Source organism: Clostridium taeniosporum, assembly GCF_001735765.2.
GTDB classification, from domain to species: Bacteria; Bacillota; Clostridia; order Clostridiales; family Clostridiaceae; genus Clostridium; species Clostridium taeniosporum.
In genome coordinates this window covers 36,047-57,087 of record NZ_CP017253.2, presented here as the reverse complement: position 1 = coordinate 57,087, position 21,041 = coordinate 36,047, and the positions used below count along the sequence as shown (strand labels likewise).

Below are 21,041 nucleotides of genomic sequence, written 5' to 3'. Positions count from 1 at the left end.
ATCCTCTTTCCTCAAAATAACTTAGTATTACCAAAGTAATTTTCTTAATAAAATTATATCAAATAACATAATTCTAATATATTAAAAAATGTGCAGATTATCTATATTAAATCTACACATTTTATCTCTATAATACATCTTCATATTTATTTATGTCTATATTTTTTATCTTTATTGTTTCACCAAAAGAACTAGTAGCAATATCTATCTCATAGCTACAAATATTCCTATATCTTTGCAATATAGATTGCTTAATTTGCAATGACTGAACTTTAAACTTTCTCACTATATAAGTGTTTCTTATCCTTGAACCATTAGTTAATAAGATATTATTATTTTCTATTGCTATACCATTATTTAAATAATCAATATAACCTAATATAATTTGATAACTTCCTAAAATTAATGGAAGTAAAACTTTAAAATAACTGATCACATATAACTTAGGTAAAAATTGTTTAATTAATAAAATTAATATAAATAAAACTACCATAGAAACTAAAAATCTCTTAAATATAAATCTAAAAATTGATTTTTTAGGTGCCCTATCTATTTGTTTATTAATATTGTATTCTGGTAAAAATTCATTAATAAACTTATCTTTATTTGAATCCTTTAAACATGGAAATAATAATGTATTTATTTCAGCATCACCTATAACTATGGCTTCTATCTTATATAAATTCAATAATTGTTGTAATAAATTTTGTCTAAACTTTATACCTTGAATTTTTTCTGATGGTATAGAATATTCTTTTAAATTAATTGTTCCATATCTTATATTAAACAAATCTTTAGTTTTAGAAATCTTAAAATTACCATATCTTAAAATTTCTATTCCTATTGAAATTATTGTTGAAAAAATATATACAAAAGCAAATATAAATACTACTTTTAATATTAAATCAAGTATACTACCATACAAAACATAATCTTTTAATGACGAAAAATAAGTTTTAACATCATTAATTGTAGCGTCATTAAATATTTTTCTAAATTTATTAAATATAAAAAACAAACCCATAATCCATCCAAATTTATTCTTTGTTAATGCATAAATTGCTATATCTCTATATTCCACTTTTAATTCTCTAATATTATTATAATTTTTATCATTATCAACGTCTTCATTATCAATATCTTGTCCTGAAACAACTTTTTGTATTAATAAAGCATATTTTTTCTTTACAACCATTTCAAACTCTGCTTCATTTAAAGTTGCATTACCACTATTTAATTTTAGAGTTACAGAACCTACAAATCTATCTAATAAGCTTGTCTTTATATCAACTGTTGTTATTTGTTTAAGTGGTATTTGTTCTTTTGTTTTCTCTATAATTCCTTTTACATAAACAAACATATTATCTTCTATATAAAAGAACCTACTTCTCCACAATAATATTGAATATAGCACAATAAAAAATCCTATTATTAATATGCCAATAATAAAGTTAAAGTCTTCTCTATTTTTTATTAATGCAAATAGAGCTATAAATATCAAATACATATTAGAAAATATATTTTTTATTACATTGCTCCAATGTCCTCTATAAATTTCTGTTTTTTTCATTAAATTCTTTAACCTTTTCTTTTATTTTATTATTTAAATATTCACATATGTCTTCTGCAACTTTAACTTCTATATTAGGAATTTCATGTGCACCTCCAGCTGTGAAAATTTCAATATTAGCTAATCCTAATTTTGAATTTATAGGTCCCTTATTAATTTTTATATGCTCTATTTTTATTATTGGTACAATAGTTCTTTTTTTAATAAAAATCCCTTTAGTAAAGTCAATTTTATCATTAGTAAGTTCATATACCCATGTTTTATATTCTATTATTGGATTTACAGTAATATCTATAATACATAATAATCCTATTATTCCTATTGCAAATAAAATATAATTAGCATTCTCTATTACCCATCGAATCTCAAATTTAGACGTCATAATATAAAACACTATTAATGATATAGCTAAAAATAATATTGTTCCAATAAATCTAGAAATCATCCAAGATTTAATAGCATTTTTGTGTAATTTATTCATAAACTCCCCCTTTATTTATATACCTATTTATTAAGTTATATGAACATTGCTCTTCTCAATTTTAAAAAATATAATAAGATTTATAAAGCTAAATACTACCCATTAAAAAGAGAGAAAAACAATAAAGAACTAATATAAAATATCTTCCCTTTTATTGTGATAAATTTAATAAATTTGATTTAGAAATATAGAATAATTAATGATATAAATTTTACAACAAATATATAAATTTTACAAAAATACATTTATAGACTATAAATTTAAAATAATTTCATTTTAACATGTGGTATATCTACTTGATTGTATATATCAGAAATAACTTTAAAACCATGACGTTTATAAAGATCTTTTGCATAAAGTTGAGATGATAATACTATATGTTCCTCTTTAAATTCTTTTTTTATACATTCTACAGCTTTTTTAACAAGTTTACTAGCAATTCCTTGTCTTCTGTATTCATTTACTACTAAAACTCTTCCTATTGACGCTTCATTATATAATAGCCCCTTTGGAATAAGTCTTGCATATGCAACTATTTCATTTTTATTTTGCAAGAATAAATGAAATGATTCTTTATCTATATAATCAAGATCATTTTCCTTATGTATTTTTTGTTCACATGCAAAAACCTCATATCTAACTTTACATATTTCATATAATTCATCTAAAGTAAGATCATTAAATTTTTTTATTGTCCACTCCATCAAAATCCTCCTTAACTCAAATTATAGATAAAATAATTCTAAAAATATTTAATTCATCAAGAATAAAAAAACTAATCATGCCAATATTATACTCAAAAGTAAAAAACCAACATGATTAATTATATTAACCTTATAAACTTGAACTTATATTTTAAATACCATTGATATTATCTTATTTGACCATTTCCATAGATAATATACTTTGTAGTTGTAAGCTCATTTAACCCCATTGGACCTCTTGCATGAAGCTTTTGAGTGCTTATTCCTATTTCTGCACCAAATCCAAATTCACATCCATCTGTAAATCTTGTTGAAGCATTAACATAAACTGCTGCTGCATCAACTCTTTGTAAAAACTTTTGAGAATTTTCATAATTATTCGTTACTATTGCTTCTGAATGTCCTGAACCATGTTTATTTATATGTTTTATAGCTTCATCTATATTATTTACGACTTTAATGCTAATAATGTAATCTAAATATTCCTTATCCCAATCCTCAGCTGTTGCTTCTTTTACATCATTAACTATTTTCATTACTTTACTATCCCCTCTTACCTCAACATTTTTATCTCTTAATGCTAAAATAATCTTAGGTAAAAATTCTTCTGCAATTTTTTCATTAACTAATAGCTTTTCTTCTGCATTACAAACAGCTGGTCTACTTGTTTTTGCATTTATTATTATGTCTTCTGCCATTTTAAAATCAGCATATTCATCAACATAAACGTGACAATTTCCTACTCCTGTTTCTATTACTGGAACAGTAGCATTTTTAACAACAGCTTGAATAAGACCTGCTCCACCTCTAGGAATAAGAACATCTATATATTTATTTAATCTCATCATTTCATTTGCAATTTCTCTGCTTGTATTTTCTATTAATTGAAGTGAACTTTCTGGTAATCCACATTCTTTTATACCTTCGCAAAGAGCTTTAACTATTGCTTTATTAGAATTTATAGCTTCACTTCCACCTCTTAATATTACAGCATTTCCTGATTTTAAACATAAACCAGCCGCATCACAAGTAACATTAGGTCTAGCTTCATATATTATCCCAATAACACCCATTGGAACTCTTTGCTTACCAATTTGAAGACCATTAGGTCTTTTCCACATTGAAATAACTTCCCCTATTGGATCATTAAGATTAACTAATTGATTTAATCCATCTGCCATATCTTTAAGTCTTTTTTCATCTAAAGAAAGTCTATCAATCATAGCTTTTGAAGTACCTTTTAACACGGCATTTTCTAAATCTTTCTTATTTTCAGTAAGAATATAATCTTTGTTCTCTAATAATTTTTGCCCCATTTTTATTAAAGCATTATTTTTTTCAGTTGTTGTAGCATTCATAAGAACATATGATGCTTCTTTTGCTCTTTCACCTTTTAAAATTAATTCTTTCATTTTTATACCCCCAAATTAATTTTTACCTATAAATAATGTTCCCACATCTTCACCATCTAAAACATTTAATATAATGCTTGGATCACTTCCATTAGCTAAAATCATATCAACATTTGAAGCTACTGCTGTTTTAGCTGCTGTAAGTTTTGTTACCATTCCACCAGTCCCTAAATTTGAACCAGCACCCCCGGCACAACTTTCCAATTCTGGTGTTATTTTTTCTACTATTCTTAATAATTTTGCATCCTTATTGCTTCTAGGATCCGAATCATAAAATCCATCTATATCAGATAATATTATTAACAAATCAGCTTTTACTAAAGTTGCAACTATAGCTGATAAATTATCATTATCTCCAAATCTAACAATATTCTCTATCTCATCTATTGAAACTGTATCATTTTCATTAACTATTGGAATTATTTTATTTTCAATTAATGTTTCAAATGTATTACATACATTTTCTCTTATATGATCATCTTCTATTACATCTCTTGTAAGTAAAACCTGACCAACAGTATGACTATATTCACCAAAGAATTTACTATATATATGCATAAGTTCACATTGTCCTACTGATGCAACTGCTTGTTTTTCTCTTATACTTTTGGGCTTTTCTTTTAACTTTAATTTACTCACACCAACACCTATTGCTCCTGATGTTACTAAAACAACTTCTTTTCCTGAATTAACAATATCAGATAAAACTCTAGTTAATTTCTCTATTCTTCTTAAATGTATGTTTCCATTGTCATAGGTTAATGTTGATGTTCCTACTTTTACAACTATTCTATTTGCATTAATTATTTTTTTACGAAAGCCCATATTTTTTTCTCTCCTTAAAGTTAAATTCTTATGCTATTTATATTACTATACCTTATTTATCTTATCAAGATAACTAAAAAAGCTATATCTTAACTTTTTTGTAAGATATAGCTTGTATAATAATAAATTATCTACTAACTCTTTTCATTCATATATAAATTCGCTATTAAAATTTAATCTTAGTTTTTTAATCTAAATTTTGATATTTCTTGTTCTAAAATCTCTGCTTGGGATGCTAATTCTTCAGTTGCTGCTGCTGTTTCTTCTGCTGTTGCTGAATTAGTTTGAATTACTTCTGATATTTGATCAACTCTAACTGACATATCTCCTAAAGCTTCTGATTGATATTCAGATGAATCAGCTATTTGTTTTACTAATTCTGTTGTATTGTCTACATTTTTTGCTATTTCTTCTAAGGCTTCTAATGTTTCTTTAGCTAATACATTACTATTTGTAATAAACTTCATTGAATTTTGAATTATTTGATTTGTATTCTTAACTTCTTTAGATGATTGTTCTGCTAATAATTTTACTTCATCTGCAACAACTGCAAATCCTTTTCCAGCTTCCCCAGCTCTTGCTGCTTCTATAGCCGCATTTAATGCTAATAAATTAGTTTGAGATGCTATTTCTTCAATCGTATTAGTTATTTTTTCAATTTCATTTGACATTTCATTAACCTTATACATTGATTTCATTAATTCATCCATCTTTTCATTTCCGTGTAAAACTATTTCTCTTGTATTTTCAAAAACTTCTTCTGCAACTTTAGTACTCTCTGTATTTTTATTTATTTTTTCTAAAACTTTGTTGAATTTAGAAAATACATCTTCTACTGCATTTGATTGTTCTACTGCTCCATCAGATAAACTTTGAGTAGTTGATGCTATTTCTTCTGAACTGCTTGCTACTAAATCTGCTGCTTGATGTATATTTTTAAATATACTATTAAATGAATCTATTATATTATTTAACGAATCTTGTATAGGCTTGAAATTTCCTTTATATTCTATTAATGTTTTTACATCTAAGTTTTCATTAGCTATATTTTCTATGACTCTAGATATATCATTTACATAATCACTAAGATTTTGAATAGTTTCATTTAAATCTCTACTCATTTCTCCCATTTCATCATCTGATACATAACTATTATCTATAACTAAATTTCCATTAGATAAATCACTAGATACTTTTTTAACATGATTAATTCCTTCAAGTAAAGTTGACTCAATAGCTTTACTTATTAATATAACTGAACCGAGCATTAATACTAATATTATAATTGATGATATTAATATTAAGTTCTTTGTTGATTCTGCATCTTTTACAAAATCCAATGCATCATTATTAGTAATTTCTCCAATATCTATTAAATACTCTCGTGCATTTTCTATTTCATTATTATATTTCCCGATAATTAATTCATAAGCTTCTGAATCTTTATTTCCTAAAAGTAGTGAATATATATCTTCTCTCTCATCTTTAACATCATTAATAGTCTTTTCAAATTTATCAATTACATTATTTAAATTATCATTTTCTATATATATATTTCTTAAATTTTGTGTATCACTTTCTAATGCTTTTAATTGATCATTTACACCAGAAATATTATTTTTTATTTTTTCCTCATCATTTTCTATTAACGCTTGATACATATCTCTTTCCATCTTTAAAAATTCAGTTTTCATACTCCAAGTTACATCAACAGCTCTAAATGGTTCGTTATATAATTTTGTGATCTTTTGAGATACAAAATGTAAACTAAATACTGACATAATCATAAAAGTTAAAGTAAATGCTAATACTATAGAAAAGCTTCTTCGAACTTTTTTTCTTATAGAAAAATTTTTAAACTTTTCTTTAATCCTTCTATACATTTAGATTTCCTCCTTAGTTATTAGTATTAATTAAAAGTATATTGCTAAAATTCTTCTATATATTATATGTAAGTACGTTCATTAAACTGCAAGTTTTTACATATTATTTTCTAATTTTTAAATAAACATATATTTATTTAAGTATTCATTTAAGAATAAAATTTAAATTTTTATTTTAAATAATACTATCTTTTTTATCTTTTATATATTAGAATAATAATTGTATATTTATAAAGAAAAAGGGGATTAAAATGAATAAAAATACAAATACAACTATGAGATTAAATATCTCATCATTATTGAAATTTATAATTCCTTCACTTATAGGAATTTTATTATTTATGACTCCAATAATGCTAGGTGGACAATTTACAATTCCTATAGCATTTCTTTCAAATTTAGTTGTGGACACATTAGGTAATGTTTTACCACTTATATCTCTGGTATTAATATCAATTTCTGCTATTGGAAGTATATTAATAAAAATTTTAAAAACCGAAAATAAATTATTAAATTCATTATTTAATGTTAACTATTCTTGGTTAAGTGCCAGAATAATAGGTATGATAATAGTTATAATGACTTACTTTAAAATAGGACCTGAATTTATCTGGTCTGATAGTACTGGTGGAATGATTTTATTTAGTCTTCTTCCATTGTTAACGGCTGTGTTCCTATTTGCTGGATTATTTCTACCATTATTACTTAATCACGGATTATTAGAATTTGTTGGAGCATTGCTTACTAAAGTAATGAGACCTTTATTTGGGCTTCCTGGACGTTCTTCAATAGACTGTATTACTTCTTGGCTTGGAGATGGAACTATTGGAATACTATTAACTAGTAAACAATATGAGGAAGGATTTTATACAAAAAAGGAAGCTGCTGTTATTGGTACTTCATTCTCAGCTGTTTCTATAACATTTAGTTTAATGGTTATAACTCAAGTTGGACTTTCACATATGTTTGTTCCTTTTTATTTAACAGTTACTTTAGCTGGTATAGTGGCTGCTATAGTGCTTCCAAGAATAAGACCACTTTCAAAGAAACCTAATGCTTATATTGATGGTAGGGAATTGGAAAAAAATGTAGATCTTATTCCAAAAGGATATAATCCATTTACATGGGGATTAAAAAATGCTATTGATAAGGCTGAAGATAACTTTAATTTTCATTCATTTATAGAAGATGGTTTAAAAAACGTAGTAGATATGTGGATGGGTGTATTACCAGTAGTTATGTCTATGGGTGGAATTGCTCTAATGATTGCTGAATATACTAACTTTTTTTCAATACTTGGATTACCTTTTATACCATTTTTAAAGTTATTACAAGTACCTGAAGCTGTTGCAGCATCTAAAACATTAATTGTTGGTTTTGCAGACATGTTTATACCATCTGTATTAGCTACAACAATCCAAAATGAAATGACTAGATTTATAATAGCGTGTACATCAGTAACACAATTAATATATATGTCAGAAGTAGGAGGACTACTTTTAGGTTCAAAAATACCAGTTTCATTTAAAGATTTAGTTATAATATTCTTAGAAAGAACTATTATAACATTACCTGTCATAGTATTAATAGCAAACTTATTATTTTAAATATGTGTTGATATATTCAATAGGTAAAGTGACATTGTAATTGGACTTTGAGAATTGTTAAGTGAAAATCAAAATTTTATATTTTGCTTTTTGAACTTACTCAGCGAAGTCGAGTTTCCTTTTAATATTCACATTTACTGCTTGTCACAATTTTATATTGGGAACAAGCTAAAATGGGACTATACTCATTTTAGTATTCCTAAGTTCAATTACTCAGTCCACTTTACTTATGCATATATCAACACACTTTATATTTTTAAATTACGATATCTATTAAATGTAGCCATTATTTCTTGTCTTCTTGGCATTGATAATCTACCATGACCACCTTTTATATTACTAATAGTTATAATTCCATTCTTTTGTATATAGTTCATTATTTCATCTGTTATTTCTATTAATGTTTTCTTACCATCTATAACATTATCTTCTGCCCATTTCATTATTTCTCCAATTGTATTAATTTGCTCACTATCAACAATTTGTTCAACTGCTCTTAAGTCTATATTCTCTTTGTTAATAGATAATCCATCTACACCTAAAGTCTTTATTTTTACACCTTTATAACTCTTTTCTATGCTACCTTTTTTTATAACTCTGTTTAAATTTATATTTATATCAATATTTCTTTCTTGTATTTTTGAAAGTATTTTTCCTTGACTAATACTTTTAGCTTCTTTTGTTACATCTTTCATATTATAGCAATCCATTTGTATCACAGTATCAGCTATATCAAAATAATCTCCTGAACTACCTACAACAATAATTGTTGATATTCCCTTTTGATTATATAAATCTTTAGCAACTTCAATAAATGGCGTTATAGGCTCTTTATCTTTAGAAACTAACATTTGCATTACATCATCTCGAATCATAAAGTTCGTAGCTGATGTATCCTCATCTATTAAAAACACATTAGTTCCACTTTCTATTCCTTCTATTATATTAGCTGCTTGAGATGTACTTCCACTTGCATTTTCACTATAAAACTTAGTAGTGTCCTTTTTATTAGGTAAATTATTTATAAATAATGATATATCATCTTTAAGAATTACTCTTCCATCTTCTGCTCTAACTTTTAATGCTGTATTATCTGTTATTACAAATTCTCTTCCATCGCCTTCAATATGATTATAAATTCCAAGTTCTAATGAATTTAATAATGTGGATTTACCATGATACCCTCCACCTACTATAATTGTTATACCTTTTTTAATTCCCATACCTACTATTTCACCCTTATTAGGCAAATTAAATTTAACTTCTAGATTTTTAGGTGAATTAAATGGTATTCCATTCTTTAAAGGCTTAGTTGATACTCCTGATTCTCTAGGTAATATAGATCCATTTGCAATAAATGCAATTAAATCTTTACTTTTTAACTCATTTCTTATAAATTCTTGATCTTCAACTAATTTTACTTGATTTATAAGTTTGTTTTTATCTATGTTTTTATAAATTAATGATGAATCTACTATCTTTGGTAAAAAATCAAATAAAATCTTTTCTAGTTCTTTTGAAAGAACACTTCTTCCTCTCGCTGGAAAGCCTATTTCTATTCTAGCTTCTATTTTTTTATCACTTATTACGATAGAAGTTCTATCTAAAATTTCTTGTGTACACTTACTTATAGAAATTAATCCACTTTTTCCTGATCCAAAAACTTTACTACTATATGAATATATATTTTTATAAAACGTTCTAGTTAAATAGTCTTGAACAGCTATTCTTTTAAAATCTTTATTTAATAATTCTTCTGGAATACTTGAAATTTTTTTATCCATTATTATTCTTACTCTAGAAGGCGTTGCAAATGGATCCCCTTGAACATGATCTATTGATAACGTGTAATAGTTAAACTTATAAATACCTTCAAGTTGCTTATATGATTTATATCCTTTCCCATCTATACTTATTAATTCATTACGTAAATCATTAGAATTTTTCATTTACTTTTCATCCTCCATAAAATATTTATCTATTAATGCTTCTCCCATTCTTCTATACATATTACTCATAGAAATCATTGAACATACAAGTAAGAATTTTTCTTCAAATTCTCCAGATATATTATTTTTATCTAAAAGACTTTTCAAATTCTCTTCTTTATCATTTATATATTCTCTAAATTCATTAATATCTTCAGAGTTCATTTCTAAATATGTTTTATAAAGAGATCTTAAATCATATTCTTCATTATTTTCATATTTTTTAACTATATCATCTAATGTAAGTTTTATATCATTTATTGATAACGCACCTTTTAAATCATATATTAGACTCATTAATATTAAATGTTCTTTTGAATATTTTTTATTCTTTATACTCATTAATAGTTTTGCTTTAGCATAATTATTAATCATAGTCTTTGTTAATACTTTATCTTCTTCTTTTCTTTTAAGAACTGATAATTTATTTTCAAAAAGTTGGATAACCTGATCCATATATAAATCTAATTCAGGAATATCCTCTAAATTTATTTTTTTATCTAAACTCAAGTTTTCTATTATATTTTCTATATCATTTGTCATTATTTCACTTCCTAATCTAGTTTTTAAAACTACTTGTTATATTGTTCATATTCAATTTTAATAGTATTACTTATAAAATTCAAGAAAATAGCTAAAAATATACTTTAAAAGGCTAAAAATAACTTCTAATAGCCTTTGACTTTTACATAACTATATATAATAATATCAATATATTATTATATAGTTTTAAAAACTACGTATTGAGTATGGAGGTATTTATGAATAAATATTTAAGAGAACCAGTTAATGGATTAACACATCTTATAGGAGCTATTTTATCACTAGTGGGATTAATTTTAATGATAATTAAAGTAAATATGTCTAGTGGAACTTTAATAGAATATGTATCTATTATACTTTTTGGAATTAGTATGATTTTATTGTATAGTGCTTCAGCAACTTATCATTCTGTGATTGCAGATTCAAAAATAATCAAACACCTAAAAAAAATAGATCACTCTATGATTTTTGTACTTATAGCAGGATCTTATGCACCATTTTGCTTAATTGCATTACAAGATTCTATTGGAAATAAACTTTTTATAGCCGTTGCTGCATCTGCTTTAGTTGGGATAGCATTTAAAATTTGTTGGGTTACATGTCCTAAATGGTTAAGTAGTGTTATATATATTGCTATAGGTTGGTTTGCCATTTTTGCAATTTATCCACTTTCAATAGCACTTTCACCAGTAGGTGTAAGCTTACTTATATTAGGTGGCTTGATGTATACAATAGGTGGTGTAATATATGCCTTAAAGAAAGATAAAATAAAAATAGGTATCTTCGGATCCCATGAAATTTTTCATATCTTTATAATGCTAGGAACATTATGTCACTTTATTTGTGTTTTTAATTATATTATTTAAATATAAAAATTTTATATAAACAAAAGAGCTATCATTGGATGATTATTAAAAAATCATTTCAATGATAGCTCTTTTTTTTATTAGCTCTATTGTTAAATATACTCTAGATTTAAATTAATTAAATCTAACATGTTTATATATTTTTTTGTCTAATAAATTCAAAAATACGTATACGTCTATAAACATCAGCCTCTTCTGATGATTTAGTTAGATATTCCTCCAATTGGTTCAAATTCATATTATAATTTTCTAAAAATACATTGTTTAATTTATCATAAAAATTTTTATCTTCTATATCTGGGAATGAAGAATTTATCTTTTTTAAATCTGCATAAGCTAATGGTAAAAATTCCTTAGAATTAAACATAGCTGTATAATCATATAATATATTTTCTAATTCAAATTTTTTCTTATCATAAGTAAATTCTTTCATTATATTTTATTCTCCTTAAAATTAAAAATAAAAATCTATTTTTATTTTACCATACATTTAATTGTAAATGTGTTAAATTTATGATATCGTGAAATTAAAAAAGGGGATATATGTATGCAAAAATATACAGATTTAATAATGGGATTGGTTTGTGGAATAGTTTTAACTCTTTTAAATAGCAATCTAGTTCATGAAATCCTAGGTTCTATATTTACACTATTTGATCCTACTAATTTAAATACAATAAGCATTTTTCTACTTTCTTGGTCATCAAGAATAATAACAATACTTTCTTTCTTAGGAGTCTTTATTACTATTACTTATTCTATTCTTATACTAAAAAAAGTAGTTAAAAATAATTAAAATAAAAACATATATGAAAAAAGCACTCTATTTAACTAAAAATAGTAGTGCTTTTTCTTATATTTTTTAAGTTCCTTAACTAAATAATCTTAAAACTTTAGCCAATACCACCATATATAATTCCAAGTAATATGACAATTATAGTTACAATTACAAATACATATTTAGCAAGATATATAAAGTTATTTCCCAATTTTCTACTTGCACCTTTATTTATCTCTATAAGTGCTTTTTTAGAATCTCCTACATAGTAAAATACTAAAAACACTATAAGTGCTGCTAATGGTGAAACTATTATAGTAATAAAATTAGTAAAATCAGCAAATCTAGTCATACTTAAATTTAAAGGAATTGACAATATAAATGCTATTATAGCCAATAAAATTGATGCCTTTTTTCTATTAAGTTTTGTTTGTGAAATTACTGCTTCAACTGGACCTTCTAACATATTAATTGATGATGATATAGCTGCAAATAATATACTTAAGAAAAATATTATAGTTATTAATCTTCCACCTGGCATAGCTTTAAATATAGTTGGCATTGTTATAAATAATAATGGTGGACCTGCCATTGGATCTAAGTTGAATGCAAATACAGCTGGCATTATAACAAATGAAGCAAGTAACGCTGCTATTGTATCTAATATTGCTGTACTTAAAGCTGATTTTGGTATATCAAAATCATCTTTTATATAACTACCGTATACAACCATTCCACATCCATTTAATGATACTGTAAAGAACGCTTGACCTAAAGCCATTATCCATGTATTAGGTTTTAATAAAAATTCCCACTTAGGATTTAATAAATATTTAACACCTTCCATTGCTCCTGGAAGTGTCAGTGATCTAATTGCAAGTAAAATAAATATTACAAATAATGCAGGCATAATTATTTTATTTATTTTTTCTATGCCTTTTGCTACCCCTACATAAATTATAGATAATGTTATAACTATAGCCATTAAATTCCAAAATATTGTTTGACCTGTTCCTGAAAATCCATTAAAGAAATTATTAACATCTATTGAAAACAACTCTCCTGTAATACTCATTGAAAAATATTTTATTATCCAACCTACAACTATGTTATAAAACATAAATACTCCAGCTAATCCTACTACAGGTATTAGCGCTACTAACTTTCCACCTTTTTTTCCTTTTTCAGCGAATGTAGCTATAATTCCAGTTGCTGAACCTGCTTTAAATGCTCTCCCAAAAGCAAACTCTGTTATTAATCCTGTTGAACCTAATAGCAATACAAAAATAAAGTATGGAATTAAAAAAGCTGCTCCTCCATTTTGACCTAATCTATATGGAAACATCCATATATTTCCTAATCCTATTGCTGCCCCTATACACGAAAGTATAAAACCAGTCCTACTCTTAAAATTTTCTCTTTTAGCCATTTCTACTGTCCTCCTAAAATAAATGAATAAAAAAATCGTCAAGCCAATTTGTAGCGTCGATTTTTTTTTAGCCATACACCCTTTCCAAGCTTAGTGCAGGAATAATGGTGAGGCATATGATTATTTTTTATTCTTTAGGAATACTTATAGTATATTCAAAATACAGTGTTTTATAAATTGTATACATATCTTCTAACGATATAATTTCCTAAAGAATAAAAAAACCACATAGTTTTACTATGTGGTTGCCTACAATACTAATACTCTACGTCCACACAGATTATCCATGTGGTTAAATTTGAGAATAATAAATAGCTATAACCATCATAGATACAAACTCAAGTTTCTACTTTAGCTTGTATCTATAATAAAATTATTAATACAAGCTTTATCTATAATAGTTACAGTAATATGCATTATTTAATTTTAATAATATAAATCTATTACATATCATAATAATTACTCTCCAATTTTATAATTTTCTTAATTTTATCATCTTAATTACAAAAATGTCAATAATAAATACTCTTTTAATTCCTTTAAATGTTCTCTTTATGTAGATTTATATGGTATAATAACGAAATAAATATTCTATGAAATGAGGGAAATTTATTGATAACTGTATCAAATGTTAGTCTTAGATTTGGTGGACGTAAACTTTTTGAGGACGTAAACCTTAAATTCACTCCAGGAAATTGTTATGGAGTTATTGGAGCAAATGGTGCTGGTAAAAGTACATTTCTTAAAATATTATCAGGTGAAGTTGAAGCTAATACTGGTGAAGTTATAATCGCTCCTAATACAAGAATGTCAGTTTTAGAACAAAATCACTATAAATATGATGAATTTCAAGTTCTTGAAACTGTAATAATGGGTAATGAACGATTATATCAAATCATGAAAGAAAAAGATGAGATATATGCAAAACCTGATTTTTCTGATGAAGATGGTATTAGAGCTTCTGAATTAGAAGGTGAATTTGCTGAACTTAATGGTTGGGAAGCAGAATCAGAAGCATCTACAATCTTACAAGGTTTAGGAATAGGAACTGACTACCACTTTAAAAATATGTCTGAATTAAAAGAAGCTGAAAAAGTTAAAGTTCTTTTAGCTCAAGCTTTATTCGGAAATCCTGGAATATTAATTCTAGACGAACCTACTAACGGTCTTGATTTAAAGGCTGTAAACTGGTTAGAAGAATTCTTAGGAAACTTTGATGGAACTGTTATAGTTGTATCACATGATAGGCATTTCCTAAACTCAGTTTGTACTCAAATGGCTGATGTTGACTTTGGAAAAATTAAGATTTATGTTGGTAACTATGATTTCTGGTATGAATCAAGTCAATTAGCTCTTCAAATGTCAAAAGATCAAAATAAGAAAAAAGAAGAAAAAATTAAAGAATTACAAGACTTTATTGCAAGGTTTAGTGCTAATGCTTCTAAATCTAAGCAAGCTACTTCAAGAAAGAAATTGTTAGATAAAATCACATTAGATGATATTCAACCATCAAGTAGAAAATATCCTTTCGTAGGATTTAAACCTGAAAGAGAAGTTGGTAATGATATATTAACTGTTAAAGATCTTTCAAAAACTATTGATGGAGTTAAGGTTTTAGATAATGTAAACTTCTTAGTTAATAAGGGTGATAAAATTGCTCTTATAGGTAATGAAATTGCTGTAACTACATTATTTAAAATACTAGCTGGAGAAATGGAACCAGATAGTGGTGAATATAAATGGGGAATAACTATAACAAACTCTTACTTCCCAAATGATAACTCAGAATACTTTGATGATTGTCATCTGTCTTTAGTTGATTGGCTTAGACAATATTCTGAAGAAAAATCTGAAAGTTATATAAGAGGTTTCTTAGGAAGAATGTTATTCTCTGGAGAAGAAGCATTAAAAGAAGCTGATGTATTATCTGGAGGAGAAAAGGTTAGATGTATGTTATCTAAAATGATGCTTTCTAACGCAAATGTGTTAATGTTAGATCAACCTACTAACCACTTAGACCTTGAATCAATCACTGCAGTAAATAACGGATTAAGAGATTATAATAGTAACATACTATTTGCTTCACATGACCATCAATTTGTTCAAACTATAGCAAATAGAATTATTGATATCAAAGATGATGGATCTATTGTTGATAGAACTATGAGTTTTGATGAATACTTAGCATTTGCTGCATCAAATAAATAAAGCATATTATAATTAAAAGGCTATTCCTTAATTGGGGGATGTAGTGAGATTTGTGTAAAAGCAAATCTACTACATCTTTTTTTGAATGGTTTTATGGTAGATTTGGAATAATATACTTATGAATATTAGAGGAGGATTACAAATGAGAGTACCAGATATAAATTATCAAGAAGAAATAAAGAAATGCAAAAGTATGGACGATGTTGTGGGTAAGAATGGGTTAATGCAAAGATTATTAAAAGATGTTATGCAACAACTACTTGAAGCTGAAATGGAAGAACATTTAGGTAGAGAAAAATATGAGAGAACCGATAACGATAGTGACAAGAATTATAGAAATGGGTATTCAAAAAAAGATGTTAGAAGCAGCTACGGGGAGATACCTATAGATATTCCTAGAGATAGAAAATCAGAGTTTGAACCAAGAACTATAAGAAAATATGAAACTGATTGTAATGAATTAGATAAAAAAATAATTGGTTTATATGCTCGTGGAATGTCTACAAGAGACATTCAATCCGAACTGGAAGAATTATATGGAATAGATGTATCTCCATCAATGATATCTAAAATAACAGATAAAGTAATGATTGCAGCTGCTGAATGGCAAAATAGAATGTTAGATCCTGTGTATCCTATAGTTTATATGGATGCTATTCATTTTAAAGTGAGAGACGAACATAGAATAGTTACAAAGGCTGCTTATATTTGCATGGGTGTTGATATGGAAGGCTATAAAGATATATTAGGAATATGGATTGGCGAAGCCGAAGGAGCAAAATTTTGGCTTAGCGTTTGTAATGATTTAAATAATCGTGGTGTTAAAGACATATTAATTGCATGTATGGACGGTTTAAGAGGATTACCAGATGCTATTAAAGCTGTTTTTCCAAAAGTATGTATTCAAAATTGCATAATACATCAAATAAGAAATTCAATGAAATATGTATCATATAAAAATAGAAAAGAATTTATGAAAGACTTAAAACTGGTGTATAAAGCAGATACAGAGGAGATAGCGCTAACGCAGCTCGATAGGCTAAAGAATAAATGGGATGATGTTTATAGTACTGTAATAGATTCATGGTATGAAAATTGGGATAGATTGTCTACATATTTTTCATATACTAAAGAAATTAGAAAAATGATTTACACTACTAATGCACTAGAAGGATTTAATAGGCAATTAAGAAAATTCACTAAAATTAGAACAGTATTTCCAACAGATGATTCTTTGCGAAAATCATTATATTTAGCAACAGATCAAGTTATGAAAAAATGGACTTCACCAATAGCTAATTGGGGAATAACTCTTTTAAAATTAGAAATAATGTTCAAAGATAGAATCGAGGAAGCGTTAGCAATATAGCTTGTACTTATTAGAAAATTACAGTATATAATACTTATTTTAGTGCATACTAAAATTATGAAACCACGTAGTTTTAGTATTTGTAAAAATATTAAAAATATAACTGGAAACATAATTTCCAGTTATACAATATATTAAAATATTTAATTTACACAAATTATTCTACATTCTCCTTAATTGGAATAGCCTTAATTTTATACTTACTTAGTCAACAGCTCTTCAATAACTTCATATACATAGTTAACTTTATTATTAGCCACTTCTTTAACCTCATCTTCCGAATCATTAAATGTATAGCTATTATAAGTTATGTTAAACATTGAAACATCATTAAATGAATCACCGACAACATAAAGATTATCTTTTGAAATATTTTCTACCTCTAATATCCTCTTAAGTGCATTACCCTTTGAACACCCTTTTGGTACTATATCAACAAAAAATTTATTTCTATATGCTTCTACATATTCCCCATAATTTTCTATTATATCATTTTTTATTTTTTCAGCCTTAACTTGATCTTTATCTATAGGAGCTAAACTTATTATTTTATAATTATCTTTTGATGATAAAGCCTCTTCTATATATATTTTTCTTGTAAAGAAATCCATCATATCTCCAACCTTAGATTTATAAATTTCAGGATTATCTATAAAAATAGAGTTTTTATAATTATCAAGATAAACTAAAGTTTCATTATTATAATAATCATTTATTATTTTATTTGAAATTTTATTAGATACCCATTCATCAAATACCTTATCATGGTCTCTATTCATGATTAAACCTCCATTACAAAGCAATAAATAATCATATTCTATATTATACTTTTCCATCAAAGGTATAACCATATCATAGCTTCTACCTGTTGATACTATTAATTTATGTCCATATTCTTTAAGTTTATTTATTAAAGTTAAATCCTTATCATTTCGTAACTCATTTCCAGCTACTAAAGTTCCATCTAAATCACTTGCTAAAAGCTTCATAGTACACCTCTTCTAACTCTTAATTAAATTTTTCTATAATTTTATATTACAATTAAATTTATAATATATACTTTTAAAATAATTTTAATAAACTAAGGAATCAATTTATATAATTAATGTTTTAGTTAATGTTCTTTAATTCATTCTAAAACATTTAAGTAAAAATATATAAAAATAGATCCTATAGAATATATTTTATACTAAATAATATAATTAAAACAATTAACTTATTTTAGTATTAATATCTCTATAGAATCTATAAATGTATTATGTTTAAATAAACATCTTATTTTTTCTTGTATTTTACATGTAATAATTTATGAGCTAATCCTTCTCCTGGTTTACCCATATATGTTTCATACATCTTTAATAACGATGCATTTTCATGAGATTTTCTCTTAGCTAATTCCTTATCTTGGTTATATAATACTGATGCTCTTACTGTTCTAATATCAACCTTACTTCTATCTTTTGAATTTACGTGAGGTTGTCCTCCACCATTTACGCATCCACCTGGACAAGACATTACTTCAATAAAGTGGTATTGTTTTTCTTCCATTTTTCCACTCTTAACAAACTCAAATACATTATCTGCTCCATTTATTACAGCTATATTATATTCTTTTCCACCTATTGTAACAGTAGCTTCTTTGATTCCTTCTAATCCTCTTACTTCTTTATATTCGATTTCTTCTAATGATTTATTTTCTACGAAGTCTTTTGCAGTTCTTAAAGCTGCTTCCATAACACCACCAGTAGCACCAAATATAGCACCTGCACCAGTATATTCTCCCATAGCTGGATCTACTTCACTATCTTCTAAACTAGCAAAATTTATTTTTGCATTTTTAATCATTTTTGCTAATTCTCTTGTTGTAAGTACAGCATCTATGTTTCTTAATCCGTTATTTTCCATTTCTTCTCTGTCAGCTTCAAATTTCTTCGAAGTACAAGGCATTATAGTAACTGTAAATACATTTTTTGGATCTAATCCTTCTATTTCTGGATAATATGTTTTACTTGCAGCACCAAAAATTTGTTGTGGTGACTTTGCACTAGATAAATTATGTATAAATTCTGGGAAGTAATTTTCAACTTCTCTTACCCACGATGGACAACAAGATGTAAACATCGGGAATGGACCACCTTCATTTATTCTACTGATAAGTTCTGTTGCTTCTTCCATTATTGTCATATCTGCACCAAAGTTTATATCAAATACTTTATCAAATCCTAACATTCTTAAAGCAGTATATATCTTACCTGTTACATCTACACCGTAACCCATTTTAAATGCTTCACCCATTGCAGCTCTAACTGATGGAGCCATTGCAACTATTACATGTTTACTTGGATCTTCTAAAGCATTTTGTACTCTTTCAGTATGAGATTTTTCTGATAACGCGTCTACTGGACATGCTGCTATACATTGACCGCATAATAGACAATTTGTATCATCAAAGCATTTTCCATCAACAGCTGATATCTTCTTATTACCATTATCATCAACAATTTTTATAGAATTTGTAGCTGTTCTATCACTACAAGCAGCTTCACATCTTCCACAAAGTACACATTTGCTTCTATCTATAACAATTGATTTACTTCTATCATCTATGTATTCTGATTTGTCTTTGACTATAAATGGCTTGTTTGCTCTAGCCTTAGTTTTTATTACTAATTTTAAAAATTCACAATCTTCTCTTCTTTTACAAGGACCACATTTAAATTCATGCTTGTCTAACAATTCAGCTACTCTTGATTTAACAGATTCTTGTACCTTTTCTGAATCAGTTCTTATAACCATCTTATCTTGAACTACTGTTTCGCAAGCTAATGCTAATTCATCTTGTCCTTCTATTTCAACTGCACACACTCCACATTTTCCTGTGTTACTACAATCATTTAAATAGCATAAGGTTGGTATGTCTATATTATTCTCTAATGCCACTTCTAAAATAGTTTTACCTTCTTCTTTAACAGAAACCTCTTTTTCATTCATTACTATGTATGCCACTAAATGAACCTCCCCGTTTTTAATATACTTTATTTAACTATACGTATTTATATTTTAATACATATTTTAATTAACGTTATAATTTTAACATACTTGTTCATTAAAAATAAGTATTAATTAATAATTTTTATTGGATAAAAAATGTATTAATTATATATTTTTTTAAAAAATCAAATATATGTATTTTATTGACTTAAATATTTTTTATTTTAAACCAAAAAAACTATCCTAAAACAATTTTTAGGATAGACTAATTTATTATATATCTTTTAGAATAAATATTTCAATTAAAATTTTTTTATAATTCCTTATTTAAGAATATGAAAATAAATAACACGTCAAAAATGCCAGGGATATTTTGTGAAATACAAT

The 21,041-nt window shown here is 26.1% G+C and carries 17 protein-coding genes; 5 read left to right on the top strand and 12 right to left on the bottom strand.

Features of this window, described 5'->3' with window-relative positions:
- Positions 1–127 precede the first annotated feature (127 nt).
- The 6 genes from BGI42_RS00245 to BGI42_RS00220 form a co-directional block, all read right to left on the bottom strand.
- A complete protein-coding gene (locus tag BGI42_RS00245) occupies positions 128–1,570 on the bottom strand; it encodes a PH domain-containing protein (protein ID WP_069678425.1) in 1,443 nt (480 codons plus the stop codon).
- A complete protein-coding gene (locus tag BGI42_RS00240) occupies positions 1,548–2,051 on the bottom strand; it encodes a PH domain-containing protein (RefSeq protein WP_069678424.1) in 504 nt (167 codons plus the stop codon). The genes BGI42_RS00245 and BGI42_RS00240 overlap by 23 nt, the downstream gene beginning before the upstream one ends.
- Positions 2,052–2,311: 260 nt before the next feature.
- Entirely contained in the window at positions 2,312–2,755 is a 444-nt protein-coding gene (locus BGI42_RS00235) for a GNAT family N-acetyltransferase (protein WP_069678423.1), read from the bottom strand.
- Positions 2,756–2,922: 167 nt separating this feature from the next.
- Entirely contained in the window at positions 2,923–4,167 is a 1,245-nt protein-coding gene (locus BGI42_RS00230) for a glutamate-5-semialdehyde dehydrogenase (protein WP_069678422.1), read from the bottom strand.
- Between the two features lie 15 nt (positions 4,168–4,182).
- Positions 4,183–4,992, bottom strand: coding sequence for a glutamate 5-kinase (gene proB, locus BGI42_RS00225; protein ID WP_069678421.1), 810 nt, complete (start codon positions 4,990–4,992; stop codon positions 4,183–4,185).
- Positions 4,993–5,171: 179 nt separating this feature from the next.
- Positions 5,172–6,875: a methyl-accepting chemotaxis protein gene (locus tag BGI42_RS00220; RefSeq protein WP_069678420.1), complete on the bottom strand. Its 1,704-nt coding sequence runs from the start codon at positions 6,873–6,875 to the stop codon at positions 5,172–5,174.
- 251 nt (positions 6,876–7,126) lie between these two features.
- Here BGI42_RS00220 and BGI42_RS00215 point away from each other — a divergent pair, with 251 nt between their 5' ends.
- Positions 7,127–8,482 (top strand): YjiH family protein, encoded by a 1,356-nt coding sequence (locus BGI42_RS00215; protein WP_069678419.1) that lies wholly within the window; start codon positions 7,127–7,129, stop codon positions 8,480–8,482.
- A gap of 248 nt (positions 8,483–8,730) precedes the next feature.
- Here the strand turns inward: BGI42_RS00215 and BGI42_RS00210 are convergent, their stop codons facing one another.
- A complete protein-coding gene (locus tag BGI42_RS00210) occupies positions 8,731–10,431 on the bottom strand; it encodes an ABC-ATPase domain-containing protein (RefSeq protein WP_069678418.1) in 1,701 nt (566 codons plus the stop codon).
- On the bottom strand, positions 10,432–11,013 hold the full coding sequence (locus BGI42_RS00205) for a DUF1836 domain-containing protein (RefSeq protein WP_069678417.1): 582 nt from the start codon (positions 11,011–11,013) through the stop codon (positions 10,432–10,434).
- 218 nt (positions 11,014–11,231) lie between these two features.
- Between BGI42_RS00205 and trhA the strand changes: the two genes are divergently transcribed.
- Positions 11,232–11,879, top strand: a complete 648-nt coding sequence (trhA, locus tag BGI42_RS00200; RefSeq protein ID WP_069678416.1) for a PAQR family membrane homeostasis protein TrhA — start codon at positions 11,232–11,234, stop codon at positions 11,877–11,879.
- Between the two features lie 133 nt (positions 11,880–12,012).
- Here the strand turns inward: trhA and BGI42_RS00195 are convergent, their stop codons facing one another.
- Complete coding sequence (locus tag BGI42_RS00195) at positions 12,013–12,312, bottom strand: hypothetical protein (RefSeq protein ID WP_069678415.1); 300 nt, start codon at positions 12,310–12,312, stop codon at positions 12,013–12,015.
- A 114-nt stretch (positions 12,313–12,426) separates the two neighbouring features.
- Between BGI42_RS00195 and BGI42_RS00190 the strand changes: the two genes are divergently transcribed.
- Positions 12,427–12,675: a hypothetical protein gene (locus BGI42_RS00190; RefSeq protein ID WP_069678414.1), complete on the top strand. Its 249-nt coding sequence runs from the start codon at positions 12,427–12,429 to the stop codon at positions 12,673–12,675.
- A gap of 97 nt (positions 12,676–12,772) precedes the next feature.
- Here the strand turns inward: BGI42_RS00190 and BGI42_RS00185 are convergent, their stop codons facing one another.
- Positions 12,773–14,086: a sodium-dependent transporter gene (locus BGI42_RS00185; protein WP_069678413.1), complete on the bottom strand. Its 1,314-nt coding sequence runs from the start codon at positions 14,084–14,086 to the stop codon at positions 12,773–12,775.
- A 612-nt stretch (positions 14,087–14,698) separates the two neighbouring features.
- On the opposite strand from BGI42_RS00185, the gene BGI42_RS00180 reads away from it, so the two are divergent.
- Positions 14,699–16,294: an ABC-F family ATP-binding cassette domain-containing protein gene (locus tag BGI42_RS00180; protein ID WP_069678412.1), complete on the top strand. Its 1,596-nt coding sequence runs from the start codon at positions 14,699–14,701 to the stop codon at positions 16,292–16,294.
- A 142-nt stretch (positions 16,295–16,436) separates the two neighbouring features.
- Positions 16,437–17,663, top strand: coding sequence for an IS256 family transposase (locus BGI42_RS00175; RefSeq protein WP_069678411.1), 1,227 nt, complete (start codon positions 16,437–16,439; stop codon positions 17,661–17,663).
- Positions 17,664–17,863: 200 nt separating this feature from the next.
- Here BGI42_RS00175 and BGI42_RS00170 read toward each other — a convergent pair whose 3' ends face one another.
- Together BGI42_RS00170 and BGI42_RS00165 are read right to left on the bottom strand one after the other, a co-directional pair.
- Positions 17,864–18,652 carry an HAD-IIB family hydrolase gene (locus BGI42_RS00170; RefSeq protein ID WP_069678410.1) on the bottom strand — a complete coding sequence of 263 codons (789 nt, stop codon included), beginning with the start codon at positions 18,650–18,652 and terminating at the stop codon, positions 17,864–17,866.
- Positions 18,653–18,938: 286 nt separating this feature from the next.
- Entirely contained in the window at positions 18,939–20,654 is a 1,716-nt protein-coding gene (locus BGI42_RS00165; RefSeq protein WP_069681006.1) for a ferredoxin hydrogenase, read from the bottom strand.
- Between the last annotated feature and the right edge of the window lie 387 nt (positions 20,655–21,041).

Coding starts and splice junctions, on each gene's coding strand:
- trhA (WP_069678416.1), top strand. CDS start 11,232: ATGAATAAATATTTAAGAGAACCAGTTAATGGATTAACACATCTTATA.
- BGI42_RS00205 (WP_069678417.1), bottom strand. CDS start 11,013: ATGACAAATGATATAGAAAATATAATAGAAAACTTGAGTTTAGATAAA.
- BGI42_RS00230 (WP_069678422.1), bottom strand. CDS start 4,167: ATGAAAGAATTAATTTTAAAAGGTGAAAGAGCAAAAGAAGCATCATAT.
- BGI42_RS00215 (WP_069678419.1), top strand. CDS start 7,127: ATGAATAAAAATACAAATACAACTATGAGATTAAATATCTCATCATTA.
- BGI42_RS00165 (WP_069681006.1), bottom strand. CDS start 20,654: ATGAATGAAAAAGAGGTTTCTGTTAAAGAAGAAGGTAAAACTATTTTA.
- BGI42_RS00185 (WP_069678413.1), bottom strand. CDS start 14,086: ATGGCTAAAAGAGAAAATTTTAAGAGTAGGACTGGTTTTATACTTTCG.
- BGI42_RS00220 (WP_069678420.1), bottom strand. CDS start 6,875: ATGTATAGAAGGATTAAAGAAAAGTTTAAAAATTTTTCTATAAGAAAA.
- BGI42_RS00240 (WP_069678424.1), bottom strand. CDS start 2,051: ATGAATAAATTACACAAAAATGCTATTAAATCTTGGATGATTTCTAGA.
- BGI42_RS00210 (WP_069678418.1), bottom strand. CDS start 10,431: ATGAAAAATTCTAATGATTTACGTAATGAATTAATAAGTATAGATGGG.
- BGI42_RS00195 (WP_069678415.1), bottom strand. CDS start 12,312: ATGAAAGAATTTACTTATGATAAGAAAAAATTTGAATTAGAAAATATA.
- BGI42_RS00170 (WP_069678410.1), bottom strand. CDS start 18,652: ATGAAGCTTTTAGCAAGTGATTTAGATGGAACTTTAGTAGCTGGAAAT.
- BGI42_RS00175 (WP_069678411.1), top strand. CDS start 16,437: ATGAGAGTACCAGATATAAATTATCAAGAAGAAATAAAGAAATGCAAA.
- BGI42_RS00190 (WP_069678414.1), top strand. CDS start 12,427: ATGCAAAAATATACAGATTTAATAATGGGATTGGTTTGTGGAATAGTT.
- proB (WP_069678421.1), bottom strand. CDS start 4,992: ATGGGCTTTCGTAAAAAAATAATTAATGCAAATAGAATAGTTGTAAAA.
- BGI42_RS00235 (WP_069678423.1), bottom strand. CDS start 2,755: ATGGAGTGGACAATAAAAAAATTTAATGATCTTACTTTAGATGAATTA.
- BGI42_RS00245 (WP_069678425.1), bottom strand. CDS start 1,570: ATGAAAAAAACAGAAATTTATAGAGGACATTGGAGCAATGTAATAAAA.